This window comes from Rhodoferax sp. WC2427, assembly GCF_040822085.1.
Classification (GTDB): Bacteria; Pseudomonadota; Gammaproteobacteria; order Burkholderiales; family Burkholderiaceae_C; genus Rhodoferax_B.
Genome location: NZ_CP162006.1, coordinates 1,129,065 through 1,153,326, shown reverse-complemented (window position 1 = coordinate 1,153,326; position 24,262 = coordinate 1,129,065). Strand labels below are relative to the sequence as shown.

Genomic DNA, 24,262 nt, shown 5'->3' with positions numbered 1-24,262 from the left:
CCATGTTTGAACAACTCGGACTGATCGGCTGCGGCCTCATGGGTGGCTCGTTTGCGCTGGCGCTGAAAAACGCCGGGCTGGTAAAACGCGTGGTGGGCTACAGCAAGTCGCCGTCCACCACCAGCAAGGCCCGCCAACTGGGTGTGATCGACATCGAAGCCCCCTCGGCCCTGCTGGCCGTGTCAGGTGCCGACATCGTGCTGCTGGCCGTGCCCGTGGCCGCCACCGAAAACACCTTCAAGGCCATCAAGCACCTGATCACCCCCAACACCCTGGTGATGGACGTGGGCTCGACCAAGCGCGACGTGGTGGATGCCGCCCGCCGCGCGCTGCGCGAGCAGGTGGGCTCCTTCGTGCCCGCCCACCCGATCACCGGCAGGGAAGTCTCGGGCGTGGAATTTGCCGACCCGCACCTGTACAGCGGTAAAAACGTCATCCTCACCCCCATCGAACGCACCCTGCCCGCCCAGTTGGCCCAGGCCCAGGCGGTATGGGCGGCGCTGGGCTGCAATGTGCTGCAAATGACCCCCGAATCGCACGATGCGGCCTTTGCCGCCGTCAGCCACCTGCCGCACCTGATCGCCTTTGCCATGATGCATGGCCTGGTCAGCCAGCCGCAGGGGCAGGAATACCTGGCCCTGGCCGGGCCGGGCTTTCGCGACTTCACCCGCATTGCCGCGTCCGACCCGCATATGTGGCGCGACGTGCTGCTGGCCAACCGCGAGGAAATCCTGGCCCAGTCGCAGATCTTCCAAAAGACGCTGCAGACCATGGAGGGCATGCTCACCAGCAACAATGTGGACGGGCTGGTGCAGATGCTGGAGCACGCCAGCGACAGCCGCGCCGACTGGAGCATGGCCTCCTTGAAACCCAAAAACTGATGTTCTCCACCCCTTTCTTCGACCTTCCCCCGCTGGACAGCGCCTGCGGCACCGTGGTGCTGCCGGGCTCCAAAAGCATCTCCAACCGCGTCCTTTTGCTGGCCGCGCTGAGCGGCGGCACCACCCGCGTGCACGACCTGCTGGACTCCGACGACACCAAAGTCATGCTGGCCGCACTGGCCACGCTGGGCTGCGGCATCCGCCACACGGGCAAGACAGTTGAGATCGACGGGCTGGCCGGGCAGTTGAAGGCTGCCCAGGCCGACCTGTTCATGGGCAACGCGGGCACCGCCATCCGCCCGCTCACCGCCGCGCTGGCCGTGCTGGGCGGCGACTTCACCTTGCACGGCGTGCCGCGTATGCACGAACGCCCGATTGGCGACCTGGTCGACGCCCTGCGCCAACTCGGCTGCCAGATCGACTACACCGGACAAGACGGCTACCCGCCCCTGCGTATTGGCCAACCCCAGCTCACGCTGATTGCCCCCATCCGCGTGCGCGGCGACGTCTCCAGCCAGTTCTTGACCGCCCTGCTGATGGCCCTGCCGCTGGTGGCCCGGCAAGACGTGGTGATCGACGTGGTGGGCGAGCTGATCTCCAAACCCTACATCGAAATCACGCTGAACCTGCTGGAGCGCTTTGGGATCCGCGTGCGGCGCGAGGGCTGGGCCCGTTTCACCATTCCTGCCGGTAGCCGCTACCAGTCGCCGGGCGACATCCATGTGGAGGCAGATGCCTCGTCTGCTAGCTATTTCATAGCTCTTGGCGCCATTGCCACGGGCGCTAGCGGCACTTTTGACTCCAAAGTGCGGATCGAAGGCGTAGGTGCGGCGTCCATCCAGGGCGACATCCGTTTCATCGAAGCCGCCGAGCAAATGGGCGCGCAGGTGGTCAGCGGCCCGAACTGGCTCGAAATCCGCCGGGGCAGTTGGCCGCTCAAGGCCATCGACCTGGACTGCAACCACATCCCCGATGCCGCCATGACCCTGGCGGTGATGGCGCTGTACGCCAGCGGCACCACCACGCTGCGCAACATTGCCAGCTGGCGCGTCAAGGAAACTGACCGCATCGCGGCCATGGCCACCGAGCTGCGCAAGCTGGGCGCCACGGCGGAGGAAGGGCAGGATTTCATCCGTGTCACGCCCCCGACCACATGGCAAGCCGCCAGCATCCACACCTACGACGACCACCGGGTAGCGATGTGCTTCTCGTTGGCGGCCTTCAACCCGGCCGGGTTGCCGGTGCGCATCGAAGACCCGAAATGCGTCGCCAAGACCTTCCCCGATTATTTCGAGGCCCTGCTGGCGCTGTCGCAGACGGCCACCGCCCACATTCCGGTGCTCTGCATCGACGGCCCCACCGCCTCGGGCAAGGGCACGGTGGCGGCTGCGCTGGCCACGCGCCTGGGCTACCACTTTCTGGACTCGGGGGCGATGTACCGCATCACCGCGCTGGCCGCGCTGCGGGCGGGCCTGGCCATTTCCACCGCCGACGAAGCCGCCATCGCCACCCTGGCCCAAACCCTGCCGGTGCGCTTTGTGGACGGCAAGGTCTGGCTCGGCGACTCCGACGTATCGGAGGCCATCCGCACCGAAGAAGCGGGCATGAACGCCTCCAAAGTGTCGGCCCTGCCCGCCGTACGGCTGGCTTTGGTGGCCCTGCAGCACAGCTTTCGGCGCCTGCCCGGGCTGGTGGCCGACGGGCGCGACATGGGCACCGTGATCTTCCCCGATGCCCCTTTGAAGGTGTATTTGACCGCCACCGCCGCCAAGCGCGCTGAGCGGCGGTATAAGCAGTTGATTTCAAAGGGAATTTCGACTACACTCGAAGACCTTCGCGCTGACTTGGAAGCGCGTGACGCGCGGGACTCCTCCCGTGTCGCTGCGCCGCTCAAGCCCGCACAAGATGCCTTGCTGCTGGACAACTCTGACATGTCGATCGAAACATCGGTAGACCAGGTGTTGGACTGGTGGCAAAGCAAGCAGCCGTTTGGCATTGGCTAAACGGCACCCCAAGAGCCCGCTCTGCTGCTTCAGCCGAGCGGTTTTTAACCCTGTAACCCCGGTGGTCCCCCGACCGCCAAACCGCCACACCAGACCCCACGCGCGTGCAATCCCGCACCGCCAACCCTGTGCTGTGGACTAGGAACACCATGTCAGAATCATTTGCAGACCTCTTTGCCGAATCGCTAACCCGCACGGAAACGCGCATCGGTGAAGTCGTCACCGCCGAAGTCATCCGTATCGAACACAGCTTTGTGGTCGTCAACGCTGGCCTCAAATCCGAAGCCTACGTGCCGCTGGAAGAGTTCAAAACCGACAAGGGCGAAGTGGAAGTCCAAGTTGGCGAGTTCATTTCGGTTGCCATCGTTGCCATCGAAAACGGCTACGGCGACACCATCGTCAGCCGTGACACCGCCAAGCGCCTGGCTTCCTGGATGTCCCTGGAGAAATCCCTGGAATCCGGCGAGTTCGTCACTGGCACCACCTCCGGCAAGGTCAAGGGCGGCCTGACCGTTCTGGTCAACGGCATCCGCGCATTCCTGCCCGGTTCGCTGATCGACACCCGCCCCATCAAGGACTTGTCTCCCTACGAGAACAAGACCATGGAATTCAAGGTCATCAAGCTCGACCGCAAGCGCAACAACGTCGTGTTGTCGCGCCGCGCTGTGGTCGAAGCGTCGATGGGCGAAGAACGCGCCAAGCTGATGGAAACCCTGAAAGAAGGCTCCGTGGTGCATGGCGTGGTCAAGAACATCACCGAATACGGTGCGTTCGTGGACCTGGGCGGCATTGACGGCCTGCTGCACATCACCGACATGGCATGGCGCCGCGTTCGCCACCCATCGGAAGTGGTTACGGCTGGTCAGGAAATCACCGCCAAGATCCTCAAGTTCGACACCGAAAAGAACCGTGTGTCCTTGGGCCTCAAGCAAATGGGCGACGACCCATGGATGGGCGTGAACCGCCGCTACCCCCAGTCGACCCGCCTGTTCGGCAAGATCACCAACATCGCCGACTACGGTGCATTTGTGGAACTCGAACCCGGCATCGAAGGCCTGGTGCACGTTTCCGAAATGGACTGGACCAACAAGAACATCGCTCCCGCCAAGCTGGTTTCTCTGGGCGACGAAGTCGAAGTCATGGTTCTGGAAATCGACGAAGACAAGCGCCGCATCAGCCTGGGCATGAAGCAGTGCAAGGCCAACCCATGGCAAGAATTCGCGCAAGACACCAAGCGTGGCGACCGCGTCAAGGGCCCGATCAAGTCGATCACCGACTTCGGCGTGTTCGTGGGCCTGGCTGCCGGTATCGACGGCCTGGTGCATTTGTCTGACCTCTCGTGGAACGAAACCGGCGAAGCCGCCGTGCGTAACTACAAGAAGGGCCAAGAAGTCGAAGCCATCGTGTTGGCCGTGGACGTGGACCGCGAACGCATCTCTTTGGGCATCAAACAGCTCGACAGCGATCCGTTCACCACCTTCACCACCATCAACGACAAGGGCCAGATCGTGACCGGCAAGGTCAAGACCGTGGATGCCCGTGGCGCTGAAATCGACCTGGGTGAAGACATCATCGGTTACCTGCGCGCTTCCGAAATCAGCCGTGACCGCGTTGAAGACGCTCGCAACGTGCTGAAAGAAGGCGACGAAGTCACCGCTGTGGTGGTCAATGTGGATCGCAAGACCCGCAACATCCAGCTGTCGATCAAGGCCAAGGACGCTGCCGACCAAGGCGAAGCCATGGCTGCACTGAGCCAGGCTTCGGCCCGCGAAAACGCTGGCACCACCAGCCTGGGCGCCCTGCTGCGCGCCAAGCTGGACAACAACAATTAATTTGTTGCTGACTTAGCCTAGTGCCAGGCCGATCCGACTCGCAGGGGCGAGCGGGTCGGCTTTATTTATAACCCGACAGGGTTTGCGCAATGCCCTCCATCCACGGGGCATTACGCAAGTCCTTTTGAAACCACCTGCCCTCCATGACCCGATCCGACCTTGTTGAAGAACTGGCCGCCCGATTCAGCCAGCTGACCCACCGCGATGCCGAGCATGCCGTGAAGACCATCCTGGACGCCGTGGGGGATGCGCTGGTGCGGGGCCACCGGGTCGAGATCCGCGGTTTTGGCAGCTTCTCCATCAACCGCCGCCCACCACGCATGGGCCGCAACCCGCGCAGCGGCGAGAGCGTGGCCATCCCCGAAAAGCGCGTGCCCCACTTCAAGCCCGGCAAAGCCCTGCGCGAAGCCGTGGACCTGCACACCGCCGAGATCGAGGCCCGAGAACTCCGCGAATCCCGCGAATGAGGTTTTTGCCTAGCTAGAATGCCCAGACGATGGAGGACACCCATGAAGAATCTGGTCCGGCTGCTTAAGTGGTTACTTAAGGCAGCCATTTTTTTTACCCTGTTTGCCTTTGCGCTGAACAACCAGCAAGACGCGGTAGTGCACTTCTTTTTTGGCACGCAATGGCGCGCGCCCATGGTGCTGCTGATCCTGAGCGCCTTCGCCGCCGGGCTGGCCCTGGGCATCCTGGGCATGGTGCCACGCTGGTGGAAGCACCGCGTGGTCGCCAAGAAAGCGCAGCAGCTCCCCCCTCCCACCGCCACCGACACCCCCCGCACGGAACCCATCGCCCCGCCCCATGGACTTTGACCTCAGTTGGATCTTATTGGGCCTGCCCATCGCCTTTGTGCTGGGCTGGCTGGCATCGCGGTGGGATTTTCGGCAACTGCGCCTGGACAACCGCCTGGCCCCCAAGGCCTATTTCAAGGGCCTGAACTACCTGCTCAACGAGCAGCAGGACAAGGCCATCGATGCCTTCATCGAGGCGGTGCAAAAAGACCCCGACACCTCGGAGCTGCACTTTGCCCTGGGCAACCTGTTCCGCCGCCGGGGCGAAACCGAGCGCGCCGTGCGCGTGCACGAGCACCTGCTGTCGCGCGGCGACCTGAGCGCTGCCGACCGCGACCGCTCCCAGCACGCGCTGGCGCAAGACTTTTTGAAGGCCGGTTTGCTCGACCGCGCCGAAGAGGCCTTGCGCAAGCTCGAAGGCACCGCCTACGAGGCCCAAAGCCGCCTGGCCCTGCTGTCGATCTACGAGCGCTCGCGCGACTGGCCCGATGCCTCCGAGATCGCCCACAAGCTGGAATCTGCAGGCCAGGGCAGCTTCAGCGGCCGCCAGTCGCACTACCTGTGCGAACAGGCCGCCGCGCAGCCCGAAGCCGCCCAGGGCCTGCTGGAAAAAGCCATCGCCATCGCCCCGCAGGCGGCCCGCCCGCGCATCGACCTGGCTATCCTGCAACACCAGGCCGGCCAGTTGGATGAAGCCTTCAAAACCCTGCTGGCGCTCTCCGAATCAGCACCGGCAGCTATCCCTTTGGTAGCAGAACGGATTGCCACCATCGCCACCGCCGCCGGGCTCACCGACCCGGCCCTGGCGCTGCTGGAAGCCAGCTACGCCCACAGTGCCTCGCTCGACGTGCTGGAAGCCATCCTGACCCTGCAACTGCGCAGTGGCGCGCCCATGGCCGACGTGCGCATGCGCTACATCCAGCACCTGGAGCGCGAGCAGTCGCTGGTGGCCGCGGCCCGCTGGATCGCCGGGGAAAAGCTGGAGCACGAAGAATTCCACCCCCAGATCCAGCGCGCCCTGGACCACGCCGCCAACCCCTTGAAGCGCTACCGCTGCGCCGCCTGCGGGTTCGAGGCGAAACAGCATTTTTGGCAATGCCCCGGCTGCCAGGCCTGGGACAGCTATCCAGCCCGAAGAGTCGAAGAACTATGACCAAACTCTCTACGTTGTCCCGTGAACAAATGGCCCAGGCCCAGGTGCTGGTGGTCGGCGATGCCATGCTGGACCGCTACTGGTACGGTGCGGTGGACCGCATCAGCCCCGAAGCGCCGGTGCCGGTGGTGCGCGTGACCCGCGAAGAAGAGCGCATGGGCGCATCGGCCAATGTGGCCTACAACATCGTGTCGCTGGGCGCGCAGGCGTCGCTGCTGACGGTGGTGGGCGACGACGACGCCAGCCACAAACTGGAAAAGCTGGTCGCCCAGACCGGCATCCGCCCCTACTTTGGCCGCGACGCGGAGCTGCAGACCACGGTGAAGCTGCGCGTGATTGGCCGCCAGCAGCAGCTGCTGCGCATGGACTTCGAGAACACGCCCAAGAGCGAAATTTTGGCGTCCCAGTCGGCCACCTTCGCCACCCTGCTGCCCGCACACCAGGCGGTGCTGTTCTCCGACTACGGCAAGGGCGGGCTGGCCCACGTGGGCGACATGATTGCCCTGGCCCTGGCCAGCGGCAAAAAGATCCTGATCGACCCCAAGGGCAGCGACTACTCGCGCTACAGCCAGGCCAGCGTCATCACCCCCAACCGCGCCGAGTTGCAGCAGGTGGTGGGCAGCTGGAGCAGCGAGGAGCAACTGCGCACCAAGGCGCAAAATCTGCGCAAGGAATTGAAGCTCGAAGCCCTGCTGGTCACCCGCAGCGAGGAAGGCATGACGCTGTTTGATGATGCCGGTGAGCTGCACGCCAGCGCCCAGGCCCTGGAGGTGTTCGACGTCACCGGCGCGGGCGACACGGTGATTGCCACCATGGCCGCCCTGGTGGCAGCGGGCCTGAGCCTGCGCGAAGCCATGCCGCTGGCCAACCGGGCAGGCAGCGTGGTGGTGGGCAAGTTCGGCACCGCCACCGTCAGCTATGAAGAATTGTTTGTGAAGGATTCGCTATGACACGCATCGTCGTTACCGGAGCCGCTGGCTTTATCGGCAGCAATATTGTCAAAGGCCTGAACGCCCGCGGCATCACCGACATCATTGCGGTGGATGACCTGACCCAGGGCGACAAATACCGCAACCTGGCCGACCTGCAGATTGCCGACTACGTGGATGCCGACCGCTTCTACGACCGCTTTGCCCAAGGCGCCTACGGCAAGGTCGAGGCCGTGTTCCACGAGGGCGCGTGCAGCGACACCATGGAAATGAACGGCAAGTACATGATGGACAACAACTACACGCTGTCCTGCAAGCTGTTCGATGCCTGCCACGCGCAGGGCTCGCGCCTGCTGTATGCCTCGTCGGCGGCCACCTACGGCGGGTCTGCATCGTTCGTTGAAACGCCCGAGTTCGAGCGCCCGCTCAACGTCTACGGCTACTCCAAGCTGCTGTTCGACCAGCGCATGCGCCTGCTGTGCGGCAGCGGCTTCGACCGCAACCCGCACCAGGTGGTGGGCTTTCGCTACTTCAACGTCTACGGCCCGCGCGAGCAGCACAAGGGCCGCATGGCCAGCGTGGCGTTTCACCAGTTCAACCAGTTCAAGGCCGAGGGCCAGGTCAAGCTGTTTGGCGAATACGGCGGCTACCCGCGGGGCGGGCAGATGCGCGACTTTGTGTTCATCGACGACGTGGTGGCGGTGAACCTGTGGTTCTTTGACCACCCGGAAAAGTCCGGCATCTTCAACCTGGGCACCGGTCAGGCCCAGCCCTTCAACGATATCGCCCACGCGGTGGTGAATGCCCTGCACAGCCAGCCTGTCAGCCTGGCCGAGGCTGCCAGCACCGGCCTGCTGGCCTACGTGCCCTTCCCCGACGCGCTGCGCGGCAAATACCAGTGCTACACCCAGGCCGACCTGACCGCCCTGCGCGCCACCGGCTGCGACCACGCCTTTGCCGACGTGCACACCGGAGTGACGCGCTACGTGCAGACCTTGTTGCAGGGCTGAACGGTGTACGCCGCCTCGGTCCCGGTTTTCCAGCGCTACCTGGGCCAGCTGTCCCGGATGGTGGATGCAGGCGCGGCCCAGAGCTGCGACCTGCAGGCCCGGTTGGTGCCCGATATGCTGCCGCTGGGGCTGCAGATCGACATTGCCACCCAGTTCAGCCTGCGCGCGTGCGCCCCCCTGGCCGGGCTGGAGGTGCCACCGTTTGGCCAGGGCAGTGCCACGTTTGCCGACCTGCATGCCCGCATCGACCGGGCCCAGGCCTTTCTGGCCGCCCTGACCCCGGCGCAGATGGCCGGTAGCGCCCAGCGCCTGTGCACCGACCAGGCGGGCCAGGCCACCGTAACGCTCCCGGGCGAGGCTTTTCTGGCGCAGTACGCCCTGCCCAACTTCTTTTTCCACCTCACCAGCGCCTATGCCCTGCTGCGCCAGCAAGGCGTTCCGCTGGGCAAAGCAGACTTTGACGGCTGGCACCAATACGGGTAAATTGCTATTTAATTGGTAGCTTGTCACGCCCATGGTACAAGCGCGAACTGCCTATTTCATCCAGGACATTTTGCTATGGAAACCTTCACCACCCTGGCCAGCATCCTGGCCGTGTTGTTCATCGGCGTGATCAGCCCCGGCCCGAGTTTTGTGCTGGTGGCGCGCACCGCCATTGGCAGCTCGCGCCAGGCCGGGGTGGCATCCGCCCTGGGCATGGCGGCCGGGGCCTGTGTGCTCAGCGTGGTGGCCTTGCTCGGGCTGCACGCGCTGCTGCAGCAGGTTCCCCTGGCCTACTGGGGGCTGAAGATTGTGGGCGGCGTGTACCTGCTGTACCTGGGCTTCAGGATCTGGCAGGGCGCAAAAGCGCCGCTGGTGCTGGCCGACGCGGGCCCGCTGACCAAGGCGGGCGCGCTGCGGCATTTTTGGGTGGGTGCGGGCACCATGGTCAGCAACCCCAAGGCGGCGGTGGTGTACGGCGTGATCTTCGCCGCGCTGCTGCCACACACGCCCTCGCTGGCACTGAGCCTGGCGCTGCCGCCCAGCGTGTTTGTGCTGGAGGCCAGCTGGTACCTGCTGGTGGCCCTGGCCCTGTCCTCGGCGCGGCCCCGGCAAACCTATTTGCGGGCCAAGACGGCGATCGACCGGGTGACCGGGGCGGTGCTGGGCCTGCTGGGCACCAAGCTGCTGCTGTCGTCGTCGCCGTAGCCGTTCAAACCTGCCCAGCATCCACGCCATTGTTTGCTATGTAATCAGTAGCTTGTCACGCTGATGGAATGAGCGCAAGAGGCGTATTTGATGCCTCATTTTTTAGCCTTCAGCTGCGCACCGCAAGACTCGCGCACCACCAGCTGCGTGGCAACCACCGGCTGCGGGCTGTTTTGCACGTCCTCGCCACGCAGCAGGGCGCGCAGCATGGCCATGGCTTCGCGGCCCAGAGAGATGGTGTCGGAGCGCACGGTGGTCAGCGGCGGCGTGGCAAATTCGGCCATCGGGATGTCGTCATAGCCCACCAGGGCGATGTCTTCGGGCACCCGTAAACCGGCCTCTTTCAGCGCCTTGATGGCCCCGAAGGCAATGGTGTCGTTGCCCGCAAACAGGGCGGTAAACGGCACCTTGCGGGCCAACAGCTCCTGCGTGGCGCGGTAGCCGCTGGCGGCGCTGATGTCGGCGTAGGCGCACCAGGCGGGGTTGATGGGCAGGCCGTTGTCGGCCATGGCTTCGCGCCAGCCGCGCTCGCGCTCGTTGACAGCCAGGTACTCGGGCTGGGCGAAGTTGACAAAGGCAATCTGCGTGTGGCCCAGAGATACCAGGTGGTTCACGGCCAGCTTGGCGGCCAGCGAGGTGTCGTTGCCGGTGGTGTGGTAGCGGCCTACATCGGGCATGCCGGTGCCAAACACCACCAGCGGAATGCCCGCGTCTTCAATGCTGGACAGGTATTCGCGGCCCGCCAGGCTGGGGTTGACCACGATCAGCCCGTCGATGCGGCGGCTGCGCACCAGGTCCACAAAGGCCCCGGGCTCGCGGCCCTCGTCGTCGCTGGACTCGATCAGCATCTTCAGGCCGTAGCGGTGGCACTCTTCGTTGATGCTGGCCACCAGATGCGCCAAAAACACGTCCACATACAGGTGCGAGGCCTTGGGGATCACCAGCGCCACGGTGCTGGTGGAGCCGCCCGCCAGCGTGCGTGCCGCGGCATTCGGCTCGTAGCCGATGTCGCGGGCGGCGGCCAGCACCTTCTCGCGGGTGGCCTCGCTGATGCCCTGGTCGCGTACGTTGTTCAGCACAAAGGACACGGTGGTGCGCGACACCCCGGCGCGGCGCGCGACCTCGCTGCTGGTGGGGGGAGATTTGAGGGAAGCTTTCATGGAAGTGACCGATCGTAGCGGATGCACAGGCGGGTTACGAATTTCTACATTTAAAGCCTGATTTAGCTGCGGAACCCGTATTTTCCCTAGTACTAATCCGTGTCAGTAAATTTATCATACAAATACTAACCCGCGTTAGATACCTAAAAAGGAGACCCGATGGCAGACCCCGCACCCCGTTCACCGCACGCCCTCAGCCCCACCCGGCGCAGCGAAACCCTGACCGCCTGGGCCCTGGTACTGCCCGCCTTGATCGGCTTTGTGCTGTTCTACGCGCTGCCCACGCTGCGCGCCATCGAGATCAGCTTTACCGACTGGAACCTGCTGCGTGCACCGAAGTTCGTCGGCCTGGCCAACTACGCCACCATGCTGCAAGACGGCAAGTTCTGGCAGGGCATGAAGCTGTCGGCCTACTACGTGGCGCTGAACATCCCGCTGCAAACCGTGCTGGGCCTGTTCCTGGCGGTGGCGATGGACCGGCTGACCAAGTCGCTGTTCGTCAAGTCCATCGTGCTGCTGCCCTACCTGCTGTCCAACGTGCTGGTGGCCATGATGTGGCTGTGGATGCTGGACCCCCTGCTGGGCCTGGTCAACAGCCTGATCGACGGCATCGGCTTTGAGCGCCAGCCCTTCTTTGGCGGCGCAGACCAGGCGCTGCTGACGGTGGCGGCGGTCAACATCTGGCGGCACATGGGCCTGGTGGCCATGCTGTTTCTGGCCGGGCTGCAAAACATACCGCGCAACCTGTACGAGGCCGCCGCGCTGGAGGGCGCCAGCGAATGGCAGATGTTCTGGCGCATCACCCTGCCGCTGCTGCGCCCGGTGATGGTGTTTGTGCTGGTGACCAGCGTGACAGGCTCGTTCCAGATCTTCGACACCATCGCCGTGACCACCAATGGCGGCCCGCAGGACTCCACCCGCGTGATCGTCTACTACATCGTGCAAAACGCCTTCAGCTTCTACAAGATGGGCTACGCCTCCGCCATGTCGATGACGCTGTGCATCGCCATGATGATTTACACCGTGTTCCAGATGCGGGTGATGAAGGCCTCTGAGAACGACTTAGCCTGATTAGGACTTCCCATGAACACACTCGTCTCCCCCGCCGTGGCCGATGCCACACCCCACCGCATCCGCATCTTCACCCCGGGCCGCATCGCCGCCTGGGTGGTACTGGCCGCCATGCTGGTCATCACCCTGGCCCCGCTGTGGATGGTGGTGAAAACCGCGCTGATGCACAGCGCCGATGTGTACACCGAGTCAGCGCAGATCCTGCCCACCGACCCCACGCTGGCCAACTTCAAGCGCGTGCTGGGTTTCATGACCGGCGATGAAAGCCGCGCCCTGGGCGGCTCGGGGGCCGAGATCAACTTTATGCGCTCGTTGGGCAATTCGCTGCTGTTCACCAGCATCATCGTGGTCACGCAGGTGAGTTTTGCGGCCATGGCGGCCTATGCGTTTGCCCGGCTGCGTTTTCCGGGGCGCAATGTGCTGTTTGCGCTGTTTGTGGGTTCGATGATGGTGCCGGGCGTGGTCACCTTCATCCCCAACTTCATCCTCATCAAAGACCTGGGCCTGCTCAACACCATGGTGGGCATGGTGGCGCCGTTTTGCCTGATGCAGGGCTTCTCGGTGTTCTTCCTGCGGCAGTTTTTCCTGTCGATCCCGCGTGATCTGGAAGAGGCCGCGCTGCTGGACGGGGCCTCGTACACCTACATCTTCACCCACGTGGTGCTGCCGCTGAGCATCACCCCGCTGGCCACCATCGCCATGCTGACCGGCATCAATATGTGGAACGAATTCTTCTGGCCCTACCTGGTGGCCAAAGACGAAGTGCAGCAGGTGCTGCCGGTGGCCCTGCAGAGCTTCAAGTCGCAAACCGCCCAGGGCCAGCCCGACTGGACCGGCCTGATGGCCGCCACCGCCATCACCGTGATGCCCACCATTTTGCTGCTCGTCGTTTTAGGCCGCCGAGTCGTCGAATCCGTCCAGTTCTCTGGCGGCAAGTAAGTGTTCCCACAACCCACCATAACGGAGACAAGCATGACCCTCAAACTCAGCACACTCGCAGCGGCCGCCCTGGCCTGCATTGGCAGCGCCCACGCCGTCGAAGTCAAATACATGCTCTGGGATGCCAACCAGATGCCCGCCTACAAGCAGTGCGCCGCAGACTTCGAAAAGAAGAACCCCGGCACCACCGTCAAGATCAGCCAGTCTGGCTGGAACGACTACTGGACGGCCATCTCCACCGGCTTCGTCTCAGGCACCGCCCCCGACGTGTTCACCAACCACCTGTCCAAGTACCCTGAGTTTGCCAAGAACGACCAGCTCGTCGATCTGGCCCCGCTGATCCAGCGCGACAAGGTCGACCCCGCCAGCTACACCGCCGGCCTGTACGACGTGTGGGGCCGCGACGGCAAGCAGTACGGTCTGCCCAAAGACTGGGACACCATCGGCATGGTGGTGAACATGGAAATGGCCAAAAAGGCCGGTGTCACATTGGCCGACCTGCAAGCCATGACCTGGAACCCCAAGGACGGCGGCAGCTTCGAGCAGATCCTGCGCAAACTGACGGTGGACGCAGCGGGCAACAACGCCACCAGCCCCAACTTCGACAAAAAGAAAGTCGCCGTCTACGGCTACCAAACCCCGGCCGGTGCGCCCGGCATGCGCGGCCAGACCGAATGGAGCCACTTTGCCGTGTCCAACGGCTTCAAGTTCCAGGACAAGCCCTGGGATTCCAAGTTCTACTACGACGACCCCAAGCTGGCCGAGAGCATCAGCTACCTCGCGGGCCTGCCGGGCAAGGGCCTGTCGGCCGTGTTCGAGAACGCCAAGACGCTGGGCTCGGATGCCATGTTCGTCGGCAAAAAGGTCGCCATCGTGCCCCAGGGCTCATGGATGATCACCTACTTCAAAGACAACGCCAAGTTTGAGAACGCCTGGATTCCGCTGCCCACCGGCCCCACCGGCACCCGCGCCACCATGTTCAACGGCCTGGCCGATTCGATCTGGTCGGGTTCCAAGGTCAAGGCCGATGCCTGGAAGTGGGTCAAGTACCTGGGCTCGGCCGACTGCCAAAGCGTGGTGGCCAACACCGGTGTGGTGTTCCCGGCCATCAAGGGCCAGGCCGAACGCGCAGTGGAAGTGCAGAAATCCAAGGGCGTGGACTCCAGCGCCTTCCTCACCATGGCCAAGTCCAAGACCTTCCTGACCCCGATTGCCGACCACGGCTCGGAAATCGACGAAATCATGAAGGCCGCCCTGGAAGCCGTGCTGGCCGGCAAAGCCGATGCCGCCAGCGCCCTGAAAGCCGCCAACACCCAAGTGAATGCCCTGAAATAGGCATCCCCCAGGCTGCACTGTGCCCAAACGCAGTGCAGCCCCTCCATCCACACCACCCACTAGAGATACGCCATGACACGCCGCATCAAGATCACCCTCATCGGGGCTGGCAGCATTGTTTTCACCCGCAACCTGCTGGGTGATATTTTTTCCTACCCCGAGCTGGCCGACTGCGAAGTGGCCTTGCACGACATCGACGAACACCGCCTGCGACTGGCCGAAATGGTGGCGCAGCGCCGGGCTGCCGCCCTGGGCGTGAAGCCCCTGATCACGGCCAGCACCGACCGCCGCCGCGCACTGGACGGCGCGCAGTTCGTCATCAGCACCATCCAGGTCGGCGGCTACAAGCCCGCCACCGTAACCGACTTCGAAATCCCCAAGCAATTCGGCCTGGAACAGACCATTGGCGACACCCTAGGGATTGGCGGCATCATGCGCGGCCTGCGCACCATCCCCGTGCAACTGGCCATGCTCAAAGACATGGAAGACGTGTGCGCACCCGGCGCCATCCACCTGAACTACGTCAACCCCATGGCCATGATCACCTGGGCGCTGAACCAGGCCAGCAAGCGCATCCCCACCGTGGGCCTGTGCCACAGCGTGCAGCACACCGCGCACGAACTGGCACACGACCTGGGTATTCCGGCAGAAGAGATCGACTACACCTGCGCGGGCATCAACCACATGTCGTTCTACACAAAGTTTGAGCACAAGGGCGTCGATCTGTACCCGCGCCTGCGCCAGATTTATGCCGACGGAAAAGCCCCCGACTGGAACCGCGTGCGCTATGAGATGCTGAACCAGCTGGGCCACTTCCCCACCGAATCCAGCGAGCACTTTGCCGAATACGTGCCATGGTTCATCAAGAAAGGCCGCGAAGACCTGCTGGCCAAGTACAACATCCCGCTGGACGAATACCCGGGCCGCTGCCAGATCTTTGAACACGCCTGGCCCTACATCGAGCGCGAGCTGCAGGCCCCCGGCACGCAAGACGTGCAGGCCCTGACCGCCGAGCTGGAGGCCGCCAACATCCATGTGATGCCGCGCAACATCACCGAAGCCGCCCGCCTGCTCGAAGGCCTGAACGCGGTGAACCGCTCGGTGGAATATGGCGGCCAGATCATCCACTCGATGGTCAGCGGCACGCCGCGCGTGGTGTATGGCAATGTGCTGAACCACCACCTGATCGACAACCTGCCCCAGGGCTGCGCGGTGGAAGTGCCCTGCCTGGTGGATGCCAACGGCGTGCAGCCCACCCGTGTGGGCAAGCTGCCTATCCAGCTGGCCGCGCTGATGCGCACCAACGTCAACGTGCAAGAGCTGGTGGTGGCTGCCATCACCGAGCAAAAGCGCGAACACGTCTACCACGCCGCCATGCTCGACCCGCACACCGCCGCCGTGCTCGACCTGTCGCAAATCCGCGCCATGGTCGATGCACTGCTGGTGGCACACCGCGCCTTCCTGCCCGACTACCTGCAAGCCTGAAAGAGAGCCCCACCATGGCCAGCATCGAACTGCGTTCCGTCAACAAAACCTACATGAACGACGTGGCGGTGATCCGCGACGTCAACCTGCACATCCAGCAAGGCGAGTTCTGCGTCTTCGTTGGGCCGTCGGGTTGCGGCAAGTCCACGCTGCTGCGCATGGTGGCCGGGCTGGAAGACATCACCAGCGGCGACCTGCTGATCGACGGCCAGCGCATGAACGACACCCAGCCCGCCAAACGTGGCGTGGCCATGGTGTTCCAGAGCTACGCGCTGTTTCCGCACATCACCGTGTACGACAACTTGGCCTTCGGCATGACGCTGAACAAGGTGGACAAAGCCGAGATCCGCCGCAAGGTGATGGAGGCCGCCAAGGTGCTGCAGCTCGAGCACCTGCTGGACCGCAAGCCCAAGGCCTTGTCCGGCGGGCAGCGCCAGCGGGTGGCGATTGGCCGAGCCATCGTGCGCGAGCCGGGCGTGTTTTTGTTTGACGAGCCCCTGTCCAACCTGGATGCCTCGCTGCGGGTGCAAACCCGCTTCGAGATCGCCAAGATCCACCGCGACTTCGGCAAGGCCAGCACCATCTACGTAACCCACGACCAGGTCGAGGCCATGACCCTGGCGGACCGCATTCTGCTGCTCAACGCCGGGCCCGCCGTGCTCACCGAGGGCAGCGTGGCCCAGTGCGGCAGCCCGCTGGAGCTGTACCACCGGCCCCGCAACCTGTTTGTGGCCGGCTTCATCGGCTCGCCCAAAATGAACTTCCTGGAAGGCCGCCTGGTCGAGGGCCGCAGCGACATCGCCAAGGTGCAGCTCAGCGGCGGCGAGGTGGTGGAAGCCATGGTGGACGGCAGCGCGCTGCAGCCCGGCCAGCCCGTCACCATCGGCATCCGCCCCGAGCACACCCTGCTGGGCACCGCCACCCAAAGCATCGCGCGCCAGGTGCACTGGCAAGAGCGCCTGGGCGAGTCCACCTACCTGTTTCTCGACAGCGGCGTGGCCAACCAGCCGCTGGTGGTCAAAGCCCCCGGCCAGTTCCACGCCGACCCCGGCCAGCGCGTGGCGGTATCGCTGCCCGCCGCCGCCATGCATGTGTTCGACGACAAGGGCCACGCGCTGGAGCGCCGCATCCCCATCGCCGACATGCTCATTCCCCATGCTGCCTAACCGAAAAAAATGACCGCTGAATTCCTCACCCTGCACAGCCGCCACAGCACCGTGGTGCTCGAATGCCCGCCCGGTGAAGCGCCCCTGTGGCGCTACTGGGGCCCGCGCCTGCCCGACGGCAGCACCCCCGGCCAGGCGCTGCGCGGCACCCGCCCGCTGCCCTCGTTCATGCTCGACTTCGACCAGCCGCTGACGGTGCTGCCCACCTTCGGCGTGGGCTGGTTCGGCCAGAGCGCGCTGCTGGCCCACCGGGCCGGGCGGGACTTTGCCCAGGCCATTACCCAGTGCACGGTGGAATGGACCACCCCCGGCAGCGCCCTGGTGCTGCGCCTGACCGACGCGGTAGCGCAGCTGCGCTTTGACGTGTCGATGGCGCTCGACGCAGCCACTGACGTGCTCACCCTGCAGACCAGCCTGACCAACCTGGGCGATGCCGACATCGACGTGCAATGGCTGGCCGCAGGCACCCTGCCCCTGCCCGGCGATGCCGCCACGGTGCGCTCGTACGCAGGGCAGCACAACCATGAATTTCTGCTGCAAACCGACACCCTGGGCCGCAACCAGTGGCGGCGCGAGAACCGCAGGGGCCGCACCTCGCACGACTGCTTTCCCGGCGCGGTGGTCACCACCCCCGGCAGCACCGAGCACACCGGCCTGGTCTTTGGCGCGCACCTGGCCTGGTCGGGCAACCACCAGCAGACCATAGAGTGGCTGCACGACGGCCAGTACCAGTGGCAAATGGGCGAGTGGCTGGCCCCCGGCGAAGGCCGCCTGGGCCCGGGCAACAGCCTGCACACGCCCGAAATCATCGCCACCTGCTCCACCGAAGGCCTCAACGGCCTGGCCGCCAATTTCCACGCCGCCCTGCGCGCGCGCATGGCCTGGCCCGGCGGCGAAATGCGCCCGCGCCCGGTGCACCTCAACACCTGGGAGGCGTTTTACTTCGACTTGGTGCCCGGCGATGTGATGGCCCTGGCCGATGCCGCCGCCAAGGTCGGCGTAGAGCGCTTTGTGCTGGACGACGGCTGGTTCCACCGCCGCCACCACGACCGCGCCGCCCTGGGCGACTGGTGGCCCGATGCCGACAAGTTCCCCCACGGCCTGGGCCCGCTGGTAGCGCACGTCAACGCCTTGGGTATGGAGTTCGGCCTGTGGGTCGAGCCCGAAATGGTCAACCCCGACAGCGAACTCTTCCGCACCTACCCCGACTGGGCGCTGCAAATCGCCGGTCGCCCCCTCATCACCGCCCGCAACCAGCTGGTGCTGGACATCTCGCGCCCCGAGGCGGCCGAGTACCTGTTTGCCAAGATCGACACCCTGCTGGCCGCCCACCCCATCCGCTACCTGAAGTGGGACCACAACCGCGACCTGACCACCGCCGCCCTGGCCGGTGGCATGGGCAGCGCAGGCTACCGCGCCCAGGTGCAGGCGGTGTACGCACTGATGGCCCGCCTGCGCGCCGCCCACCCCGCGGTGGAGATTGAAAGCTGCTCGGGCGGTGGGGGCCGCATCGACTTTGGCATCCTGCGCTACACCCACCGGGTGTGGGGCAGCGACTGCATCGACGCGATGAGCCGGGTGCAGATCCAGCACGGCTTTGGCCAGTTCTTCCCGCCGGAAATTTTGGGCTCGCACATCGGCACCGCCCCGGCCCACACCACCGGCCGCAGCCAGTCCCTGGCCTTCCGCGCCGCCGTGGCCCTGACCGGCCACCTGGGTGTGGAGCTGGATGTGCGGCATCTGGACGAAACCACGCTTACCGCCCTATCCGTCTGGATAGTTTGCTATAAAAACTGGAGAGATCAGCTGCACCATGGCCGCGTCTGGCGCGGCGAGGCTGCCGACGGCCTGGTCTGGCAGGCCCACGGCGATGCGCAGGACTTACTGCTGTTCGTCTACCGCTGCCAGCCCACCAGCCACCGCTACACCCCGCCGCTGCGCCTGCCCATGCTGGATGCCACCGCCCGCTACCAGGTGGAGCAGCTGGTGCCCATCGCAGGCGAAGGCGCGGTGCAGTCCCCCGCGCCCTTCTTCACCGCCCTGCAAGACGGCGGCGTGGCGCTGGACGGCGCCTGGCTGGCCCAGGCCGGCCTGCCCATGCCACGCGCCACGGCAGAGACCTGCTTCATCGTGCGTTTGAAAAAGGTGCTGCCATGAACATCCTGGTCACCGGCGGCACCGGCTACATCGGCAGCCTGACCAGCCTGCGCCTGCTGGAAGCCGGGCACCGCCCGGTGCTGCTCGACAACCTGTGCAACAGCCACCCCGCGGTGCTGGACCGCATTGCCACCCTGGGCGGCAGCCGCCCCCAGTTTGTGCAGGGCGACGTGCGCGACCGCGCCTTGCTGGAACGTGTGCTGGCCGAGGCGCAGATCGATGCCGTCATCCACTTCGCCGCCCTCAAGGCGGTGGGCGAATCGGTGGCCCAGCCGCTGGCCTACTACGACAACAACGTCAACGGCACCCTGGCGCTGCTGCATGCCATGCAGACCGTGGGCGTGCGCAACCTGGTGTTCAGCTCGTCGGCCACGGTGTACGGCGCCGCCGAGCAGATGCCGCTGTATGAGGACGCGCCCCTGTCGGCCACCAACCCCTACGGCCAAAGCAAGCTCATGGTGGAGCACATGCTGGCCGACCTGGCCGTGGCCGACCCGCGCTGGTCCCTCACCGCGCTGCGCTATTTCAACCCGGTGGGTGCCCACCCCAGCGGCCTGATGGGCGAGCACCCCCAGGGCGTGCCCAACAACCTGATGCCCTACATCGCCCAGGTCGCCGTGGGCCAGCGCGCCAGCCTGCGGGTGTTTGGCAACACCTACCCCACGCCCGACGGCACCGGCGTGCGCGACTTCATCCACGTGATGGACCTGGCCGACGGCCACCTGGCCGCCCTGCAGCACGGCGTGGGCCGGCCCGGCCTGCACGTGTTCAACCTGGGCAGCGGCCAGGGCCACAGCGTGCTGGAAGTGCTGGCCGCTTTTGGCCAGGCCTGCGGCAAAAACCTGCCCTTTGACATCGTGCCGCCCCGCCCGGGCGACGTGGCCAGCAGCTGGGCCGATCCCCGGCGCGCACGCGAGATGCTGGGCTGGCACACTACCCGCAGCCTGGCCGACATGTGCGCAGACACCTGGCGCTGGCAATCCACCCACCCCCAAGGCTATTCCGTATGAGCACCGCCCCTTCCCACACCGCCGCGTTTGACGTGGCCGAGCACTCGCACCGCCGCTTTAACCCCCTCACCGGCCAATGGGTGCTGGTGTCGCCGCACCGCGCCAAACGCCCCTGGCAGGGCCAGCAGGAGCAGGCCGACACCGCAGAGCGCCCGGCCCACGACCCCAGCTGCTTTCTGTGCGCAGGCAACCTGCGCGTCACCGGCGAGCGCAACCCGGCCTACACCGGCACCTTCGTCTTCACCAACGACTTTGCCGCCATGATGCCCACCGCGCCCGATGCGCCCGCCGAGGCCGACCCGCTGTTCCAGGCCCGTACGGCGCGCGGCACCAGCCGGGTGATCTGCTTCTCGCCCGACCACGGCAAAACCCTGCCCGAGCTGCCGCTGGCCGCCATCGGTGAGGTGATCCACACCTGGTGCGCCCAAACCGCCGAGCTGGGGGCCACCTACCCCTGGGTGCAGGTGTTCGAGAACAAGGGCGCGCTGATGGGTTGCTCCAACCCGCACCCGCACGGCCAGCTCTGGGCCACCGACTTCATCCCCAACGAGCCCGCCGCCGAAGACCTGCGCCAGCGCGCCTGGCACGCCGAACATGGCACGCCCCTGCTGCTGGACCTGGCCGCGCGCGAAGCCGCCGATGGCAGCCGGGTGGTGGTGCAAACCGACCACTGGCTGGCCATCGTGCCCTTCTGGGCCACCTGGCCGTTCGAGACTCTGCTGTTGCCGCGCTTTGCGGTGCAGCAACTGCCGCAACTCGATGCAGAGCAGCGCGCCGACCTGGCCCTGGCCATCCAGCAGCTCACCTCGCGCTACGACAACCTGTTCCAGTGCTCGTTTCCGTATTCCATGGGCTGGCATGGCGCGCCGTTTGATGGCAACGACACCACACCGTGGCAGCTCCACGCCCACTTCTACCCGCCGCTGTTACGCTCGGCCAGCGTGCGCAAGTTCATGGTCGGCTTTGAAATGCTGGCCGAAGCCCAGCGCGACCTGACCCCCGAGCAAGCCGCGGCCCAACTGCGCGCCGTCTCTGACGTTCACTACCGACAAGCCCCCTGACCAACATGACCGCCACCCTGCAAACCCGCATCGACACCGCCTTCGCCCAGCACTTCGGCCACGCCCCCACGCTGCACGTGCGCGCCCCCGGCCGTGTCAACCTGATCGGCGAGCACACCGACTACAACGACGGCTTTGTGCTGCCCTGCGCCATCGACTTCGAAACCCGCATCGCCGTGGGCCCGCGCAGCGACCGCCAGGTGCGCATCTGCGCATGCGATTACGGCGATGCGATCGACCAGTTCGACCTGGACGCCCCCATCGCCCCGCGCCCCGACGCGCAGTGGGCCAACTACGTGCGCGGCGTGGTGCAAGTGCTGCTGGCCAAAGGCCTGGCCTTGGGCGGCATGGACATGGCGATTGCGGGCAACGTGCCGCAGGGCGCGGGGCTGTCGTCGTCCGCCTCGCTGGAAGTGGCGGTCGGCCAGGCCTTTAACGCGCTACACAATTCAGAGCTGCTCACGCCCACGGATATTGCGCTGGCGGCCCAAAAGGCTGAAAACAGTTTTGTGGGCGTGAACTGCGGCATCATGGACCAGCTGATCTCGGCCTGCGGCCAGGCCGACCACGCCCTGCTGATCGACTGCCGCAGCCTGACCACCCAGGCCGTGCCCGTGCCCGCCGGGCTGGCGGTGATGATCGTGCACTCCCACGTGCAGCGTGGCCTGGTCGGCAGCGAGTACAACACCCGCCGCCAGCAGTGCGAAGCCGCCGCCGCCCACTACGGTGTGAAAGCCCTGCGCGACATCGACGTGGCCCGCCTGGAACGCGACGCCGCCGGGCTGGACGCGGTGGTGCTGCGCCGCGCCCGCCACATCGTCACCGAGAACCAGCGCACCCTGGATGCCGCCCAGGCCCTGGCCACCGGCGACCTGCAGCGCCTGGGCCAGCTCATGGCCGCCTCGCACGACTCCATGCGCGACGACTTTGCAATCACCGTGCCCCCCATCGACCACCTGGTCGCCATCCTGCAAGCCGCCATCGGCCCCCAGGGCGGTGCCCGCATGACCGGCGGCGGTTTCGGCGGCTGCGTCGTCGCCCTGCTCCCCGAAGCCCTGGTCCCCACCGCCCGCGCCGCCGTGGCCGCCCAGTACCGTGCGCCAAATGGCGATGCGGCTACGGTGTATGTGTGCCACGCGTCGGCGGGGGTGGGCGTGGTGTGACGGAGCCCCGTGCAGTCGGCACAGGTTGCTTCTCTTTTGATAGTCAAAAATAGGAGCTTCTCGCGCTTATGGCATAAGCACGAGAGGCCGATTTGGCACCCCAAAAATGGCCTGAAAATCTAAAAAAGGCAGGCTGCAAGGTCCCAACCCCGCAGCCCGGCCCTCAGCCCCCAGACTTCACCGCGCAGGTATTCCACCCGAACAAGGCGTAGGGCGGGCACCAGCCGATCAGGCCGGTGGCCAGGGGTACGACGCCGATCCAGCCCCAGAGGCCGACGGTGCCGGTGGCAGCCAGGGCGACCAGGGCGCCTCCGGCGACGATGCGCAGTGTGCGGTCGATGCCGCCAACGTTGGTTTTCATACCGGGTCCTTTCATGCTGAAGACCCCGCTATTGGGCTACCGGACCGGCGCGCCGCCTCTGATCCAGATCATGAAAATACCAAACAGCGCAGCCGCCTCAATCGGCAGAGGCCACCCCGTCCATGCGCAAACCTTTGGGCAGCGGAAACTTCACTGTCTCCTCGATCCCGTCCATCTTGCGCACCGACACCGCGCCCAGCGCGCGGATGCGGTCGATGACCTGCTGCACCAGCAGCTCGGGGGCGGAGGCCCCGGCGGTCAGGCCGACGCGGGTTTTGCCTTCGAACCAGGCAGGCAATAGTTCTTCGGCGCTGTCCACCATGTAGGCCTCGGTGCCCAGCTTTTCGGCCAGCTCGCGCAGGCGGTTGCTGTTGGAGCTGGTGGGGCTGCCGACCACGATGACGATGTCCACCTGCGGGCTCATGATCTTGATGGCGTCCTGGCGGTTTTGCGTGGCGTAGCAGATATCTTGCTGCTTGGGCTCGCGGATCAGCGGGAAGCGGGCCTTCACGGCGGCGGAGATCTCGGCGGCATCGTCCACGCTCAGGGTGGTTTGCGTCACCACCGCCAGCTTGGCGGTCTGGCCGGGCTGCACGTGGGCCACGTCGGCCACGTCTTCCACCAGGTGGATGCCGCTGTCGAGCTGGCCCATGGTGCCTTCGACCTCGGGGTGGCCCTTGTGGCCGATCATGATGAACTCATAACCCTCTTTGTGCAGCTTGGCCACCTCGACGTGCACCTTGGTGACCAGCGGGCAGGTGGCATCAAAGATCTGGAAGCCCCGGTCGCGGGCCTCACGCTGCACCGCCTGGCTCACGCCGTGGGCCGAGAACACCAGCGTCGCACCCGGGGGCACGTCGTCCAGCTCTTCGATGAAGATGGCGCCGCGCGATTTCAGGTCGTTGACCACGTAGGTGTTGTGCACGATCTCGTGGCGCACGTAGATGGGGCGGCCGAACTTGGCCAGGGCCTTCTCCACAATTTCAATCGCGCGGTCGACCCCGGCGCAGAAACCACGCGGCTCGGCAAGGATGATTTCTTGCGGGCTACGGCCTTGAAGACCGTCCACGTGCGGGCCGGTCACAGCACGCCAATCAGTTGCACTTCAAACGTCACCGGCTGGCCGGCCAGCGGGTGGTTGAAGTCGAACAAGACCGCGTCGGCGCTGTCGCCATTGCCCACCTGCTGCACGGCCCCGGCGTAGCTGCCGAGGCCATCCGGCGTGGGGAACTGCACCACATCGCCCACGTGGTACTGCTCCAGCGGGTCGCCCATCTGGTTGAGCAGCTTGCGCGCCACCCACTGCTGCATGGCGGGCTGGCGCTCGCCAAAAGCCTCCCCGGCGGGGATGTCGAACGAGGTGCGCGTGCCCTCGGGCAGGCCCAGCAGGCGCTGTTCCACCGCGGGCGAGAGCTGGCCGGTGCCCAGCGACAGCGTGGCAGGCTTGTCGTTGAAGGTGTTGATGATGTCGCCCGTGGGGCCGCCGAGGCGGTAGTGCAGGGTCAAAAACGAGCCGGGCTGGACGGTGGGGATGGAGGTAGAGGGCATTAGGAGTCTCGGTAAA

The 24,262-nt window shown here is 65.4% G+C and carries 23 protein-coding genes; 19 read left to right on the top strand and 4 right to left on the bottom strand.

The annotated features are described in order from the left end of the window. The first annotated feature begins 2 nt into the window (after positions 1-2). From AB3G31_RS05550 to AB3G31_RS05505, 10 genes are all read left to right on the top strand, one after another. Positions 3-881: a prephenate dehydrogenase gene (locus tag AB3G31_RS05550; protein WP_367849199.1), complete on the top strand. Its 879-nt coding sequence runs from the start codon at positions 3-5 to the stop codon at positions 879-881. Next, positions 881-2,884 (top strand): bifunctional 3-phosphoshikimate 1-carboxyvinyltransferase/cytidylate kinase, encoded by a 2,004-nt coding sequence (locus AB3G31_RS05545; RefSeq protein WP_367849198.1) that lies wholly within the window; start codon positions 881-883, stop codon positions 2,882-2,884. The genes AB3G31_RS05550 and AB3G31_RS05545 overlap by 1 nt, the downstream gene beginning before the upstream one ends. Before the next feature lie 149 nt (positions 2,885-3,033). Further along, positions 3,034-4,716, top strand: a complete 1,683-nt coding sequence (rpsA, locus tag AB3G31_RS05540; RefSeq protein WP_092761519.1) for a 30S ribosomal protein S1 — start codon at positions 3,034-3,036, stop codon at positions 4,714-4,716. Between the two features lie 143 nt (positions 4,717-4,859). After that, a complete protein-coding gene (locus AB3G31_RS05535) occupies positions 4,860-5,183 on the top strand; it encodes an integration host factor subunit beta (RefSeq protein ID WP_295960997.1) in 324 nt (107 codons plus the stop codon). 42 nt (positions 5,184-5,225) lie between these two features. Next, positions 5,226-5,531 (top strand): lipopolysaccharide assembly LapA domain-containing protein, encoded by a 306-nt coding sequence (locus AB3G31_RS05530; protein WP_367849197.1) that lies wholly within the window; start codon positions 5,226-5,228, stop codon positions 5,529-5,531. Continuing rightward, positions 5,521-6,663: a lipopolysaccharide assembly protein LapB gene (gene lapB / locus AB3G31_RS05525; RefSeq protein WP_367849196.1), complete on the top strand. Its 1,143-nt coding sequence runs from the start codon at positions 5,521-5,523 to the stop codon at positions 6,661-6,663. Before AB3G31_RS05530 ends, lapB begins: the two co-directional genes overlap by 11 nt. Further along, positions 6,660-7,613 (top strand): D-glycero-beta-D-manno-heptose-7-phosphate kinase, encoded by a 954-nt coding sequence (gene rfaE1 / locus AB3G31_RS05520; protein WP_367849195.1) that lies wholly within the window; start codon positions 6,660-6,662, stop codon positions 7,611-7,613. The genes lapB and rfaE1 overlap by 4 nt, the downstream gene beginning before the upstream one ends. Then, entirely contained in the window at positions 7,610-8,602 is a 993-nt protein-coding gene (gene rfaD, locus AB3G31_RS05515; RefSeq protein WP_367849194.1) for an ADP-glyceromanno-heptose 6-epimerase, read from the top strand. The genes rfaE1 and rfaD overlap by 4 nt, the downstream gene beginning before the upstream one ends. A gap of 3 nt (positions 8,603-8,605) precedes the next feature. Further along, entirely contained in the window at positions 8,606-9,085 is a 480-nt protein-coding gene (locus AB3G31_RS05510) for a DUF1993 family protein (RefSeq protein ID WP_367849193.1), read from the top strand. A gap of 75 nt (positions 9,086-9,160) precedes the next feature. Further along, positions 9,161-9,790, top strand: coding sequence for a LysE family translocator (locus tag AB3G31_RS05505; RefSeq protein WP_367849192.1), 630 nt, complete (start codon positions 9,161-9,163; stop codon positions 9,788-9,790). 95 nt (positions 9,791-9,885) lie between these two features. On the opposite strand, the gene AB3G31_RS05500 is transcribed toward AB3G31_RS05505, so the two are convergent. Next, positions 9,886-10,950 (bottom strand): LacI family DNA-binding transcriptional regulator, encoded by a 1,065-nt coding sequence (locus tag AB3G31_RS05500; protein ID WP_367849191.1) that lies wholly within the window; start codon positions 10,948-10,950, stop codon positions 9,886-9,888. 159 nt (positions 10,951-11,109) lie between these two features. Here AB3G31_RS05500 and AB3G31_RS05495 point away from each other — a divergent pair, with 159 nt between their 5' ends. The 9 genes from AB3G31_RS05495 (at position 11,110) to galK (ending at position 22,337) form a co-directional block, all read left to right on the top strand. Further along, positions 11,110-12,021, top strand: a complete 912-nt coding sequence (locus AB3G31_RS05495; RefSeq protein WP_367849190.1) for a carbohydrate ABC transporter permease — start codon at positions 11,110-11,112, stop codon at positions 12,019-12,021. A 12-nt stretch (positions 12,022-12,033) separates the two neighbouring features. Next, positions 12,034-12,960, top strand: coding sequence for a carbohydrate ABC transporter permease (locus tag AB3G31_RS05490; RefSeq protein ID WP_367849189.1), 927 nt, complete (start codon positions 12,034-12,036; stop codon positions 12,958-12,960). A gap of 33 nt (positions 12,961-12,993) precedes the next feature. Next, the gene (locus AB3G31_RS05485) at positions 12,994-14,295 is read left to right on the top strand and encodes a sugar ABC transporter substrate-binding protein (protein WP_367849188.1); all 1,302 of its coding nucleotides are present in this window, start codon (positions 12,994-12,996) and stop codon (positions 14,293-14,295) included. Positions 14,296-14,367: 72 nt separating this feature from the next. After that, positions 14,368-15,780 (top strand): alpha-glucosidase/alpha-galactosidase, encoded by a 1,413-nt coding sequence (locus AB3G31_RS05480; protein WP_367849187.1) that lies wholly within the window; start codon positions 14,368-14,370, stop codon positions 15,778-15,780. A gap of 14 nt (positions 15,781-15,794) precedes the next feature. Further along, on the top strand, positions 15,795-16,946 hold the full coding sequence (locus tag AB3G31_RS05475) for an ABC transporter ATP-binding protein (RefSeq protein ID WP_367849186.1): 1,152 nt from the start codon (positions 15,795-15,797) through the stop codon (positions 16,944-16,946). Positions 16,947-16,955: 9 nt separating this feature from the next. Next, complete coding sequence (locus AB3G31_RS05470) at positions 16,956-19,103, top strand: alpha-galactosidase (RefSeq protein ID WP_367849185.1); 2,148 nt, start codon at positions 16,956-16,958, stop codon at positions 19,101-19,103. After that, the gene (galE, locus tag AB3G31_RS05465) at positions 19,100-20,113 is read left to right on the top strand and encodes a UDP-glucose 4-epimerase GalE (protein WP_367849184.1); all 1,014 of its coding nucleotides are present in this window, start codon (positions 19,100-19,102) and stop codon (positions 20,111-20,113) included. Before AB3G31_RS05470 ends, galE begins: the two co-directional genes overlap by 4 nt. Then, the gene (locus tag AB3G31_RS05460; protein ID WP_367849183.1) at positions 20,110-21,174 is read left to right on the top strand and encodes a UDP-glucose--hexose-1-phosphate uridylyltransferase; all 1,065 of its coding nucleotides are present in this window, start codon (positions 20,110-20,112) and stop codon (positions 21,172-21,174) included. The genes galE and AB3G31_RS05460 overlap by 4 nt, the downstream gene beginning before the upstream one ends. A gap of 5 nt (positions 21,175-21,179) precedes the next feature. Beyond that, positions 21,180-22,337, top strand: a complete 1,158-nt coding sequence (galK, locus tag AB3G31_RS05455; RefSeq protein WP_367849182.1) for a galactokinase — start codon at positions 21,180-21,182, stop codon at positions 22,335-22,337. 163 nt (positions 22,338-22,500) lie between these two features. Here the strand turns inward: galK and AB3G31_RS05450 are convergent, their stop codons facing one another. The 3 genes from AB3G31_RS05450 to AB3G31_RS05440 form a co-directional block, all read right to left on the bottom strand. Further along, entirely contained in the window at positions 22,501-22,698 is a 198-nt protein-coding gene (locus tag AB3G31_RS05450; protein ID WP_367849181.1) for a DUF2892 domain-containing protein, read from the bottom strand. Between the two features lie 97 nt (positions 22,699-22,795). Continuing rightward, a complete protein-coding gene (ispH, locus tag AB3G31_RS05445; protein WP_367849180.1) occupies positions 22,796-23,782 on the bottom strand; it encodes a 4-hydroxy-3-methylbut-2-enyl diphosphate reductase in 987 nt (328 codons plus the stop codon). Continuing rightward, on the bottom strand, positions 23,779-24,246 hold the full coding sequence (locus tag AB3G31_RS05440) for a peptidylprolyl isomerase (RefSeq protein ID WP_367849179.1): 468 nt from the start codon (positions 24,244-24,246) through the stop codon (positions 23,779-23,781). The genes ispH and AB3G31_RS05440 overlap by 4 nt, the downstream gene beginning before the upstream one ends. Positions 24,247-24,262 lie beyond the last annotated feature (16 nt).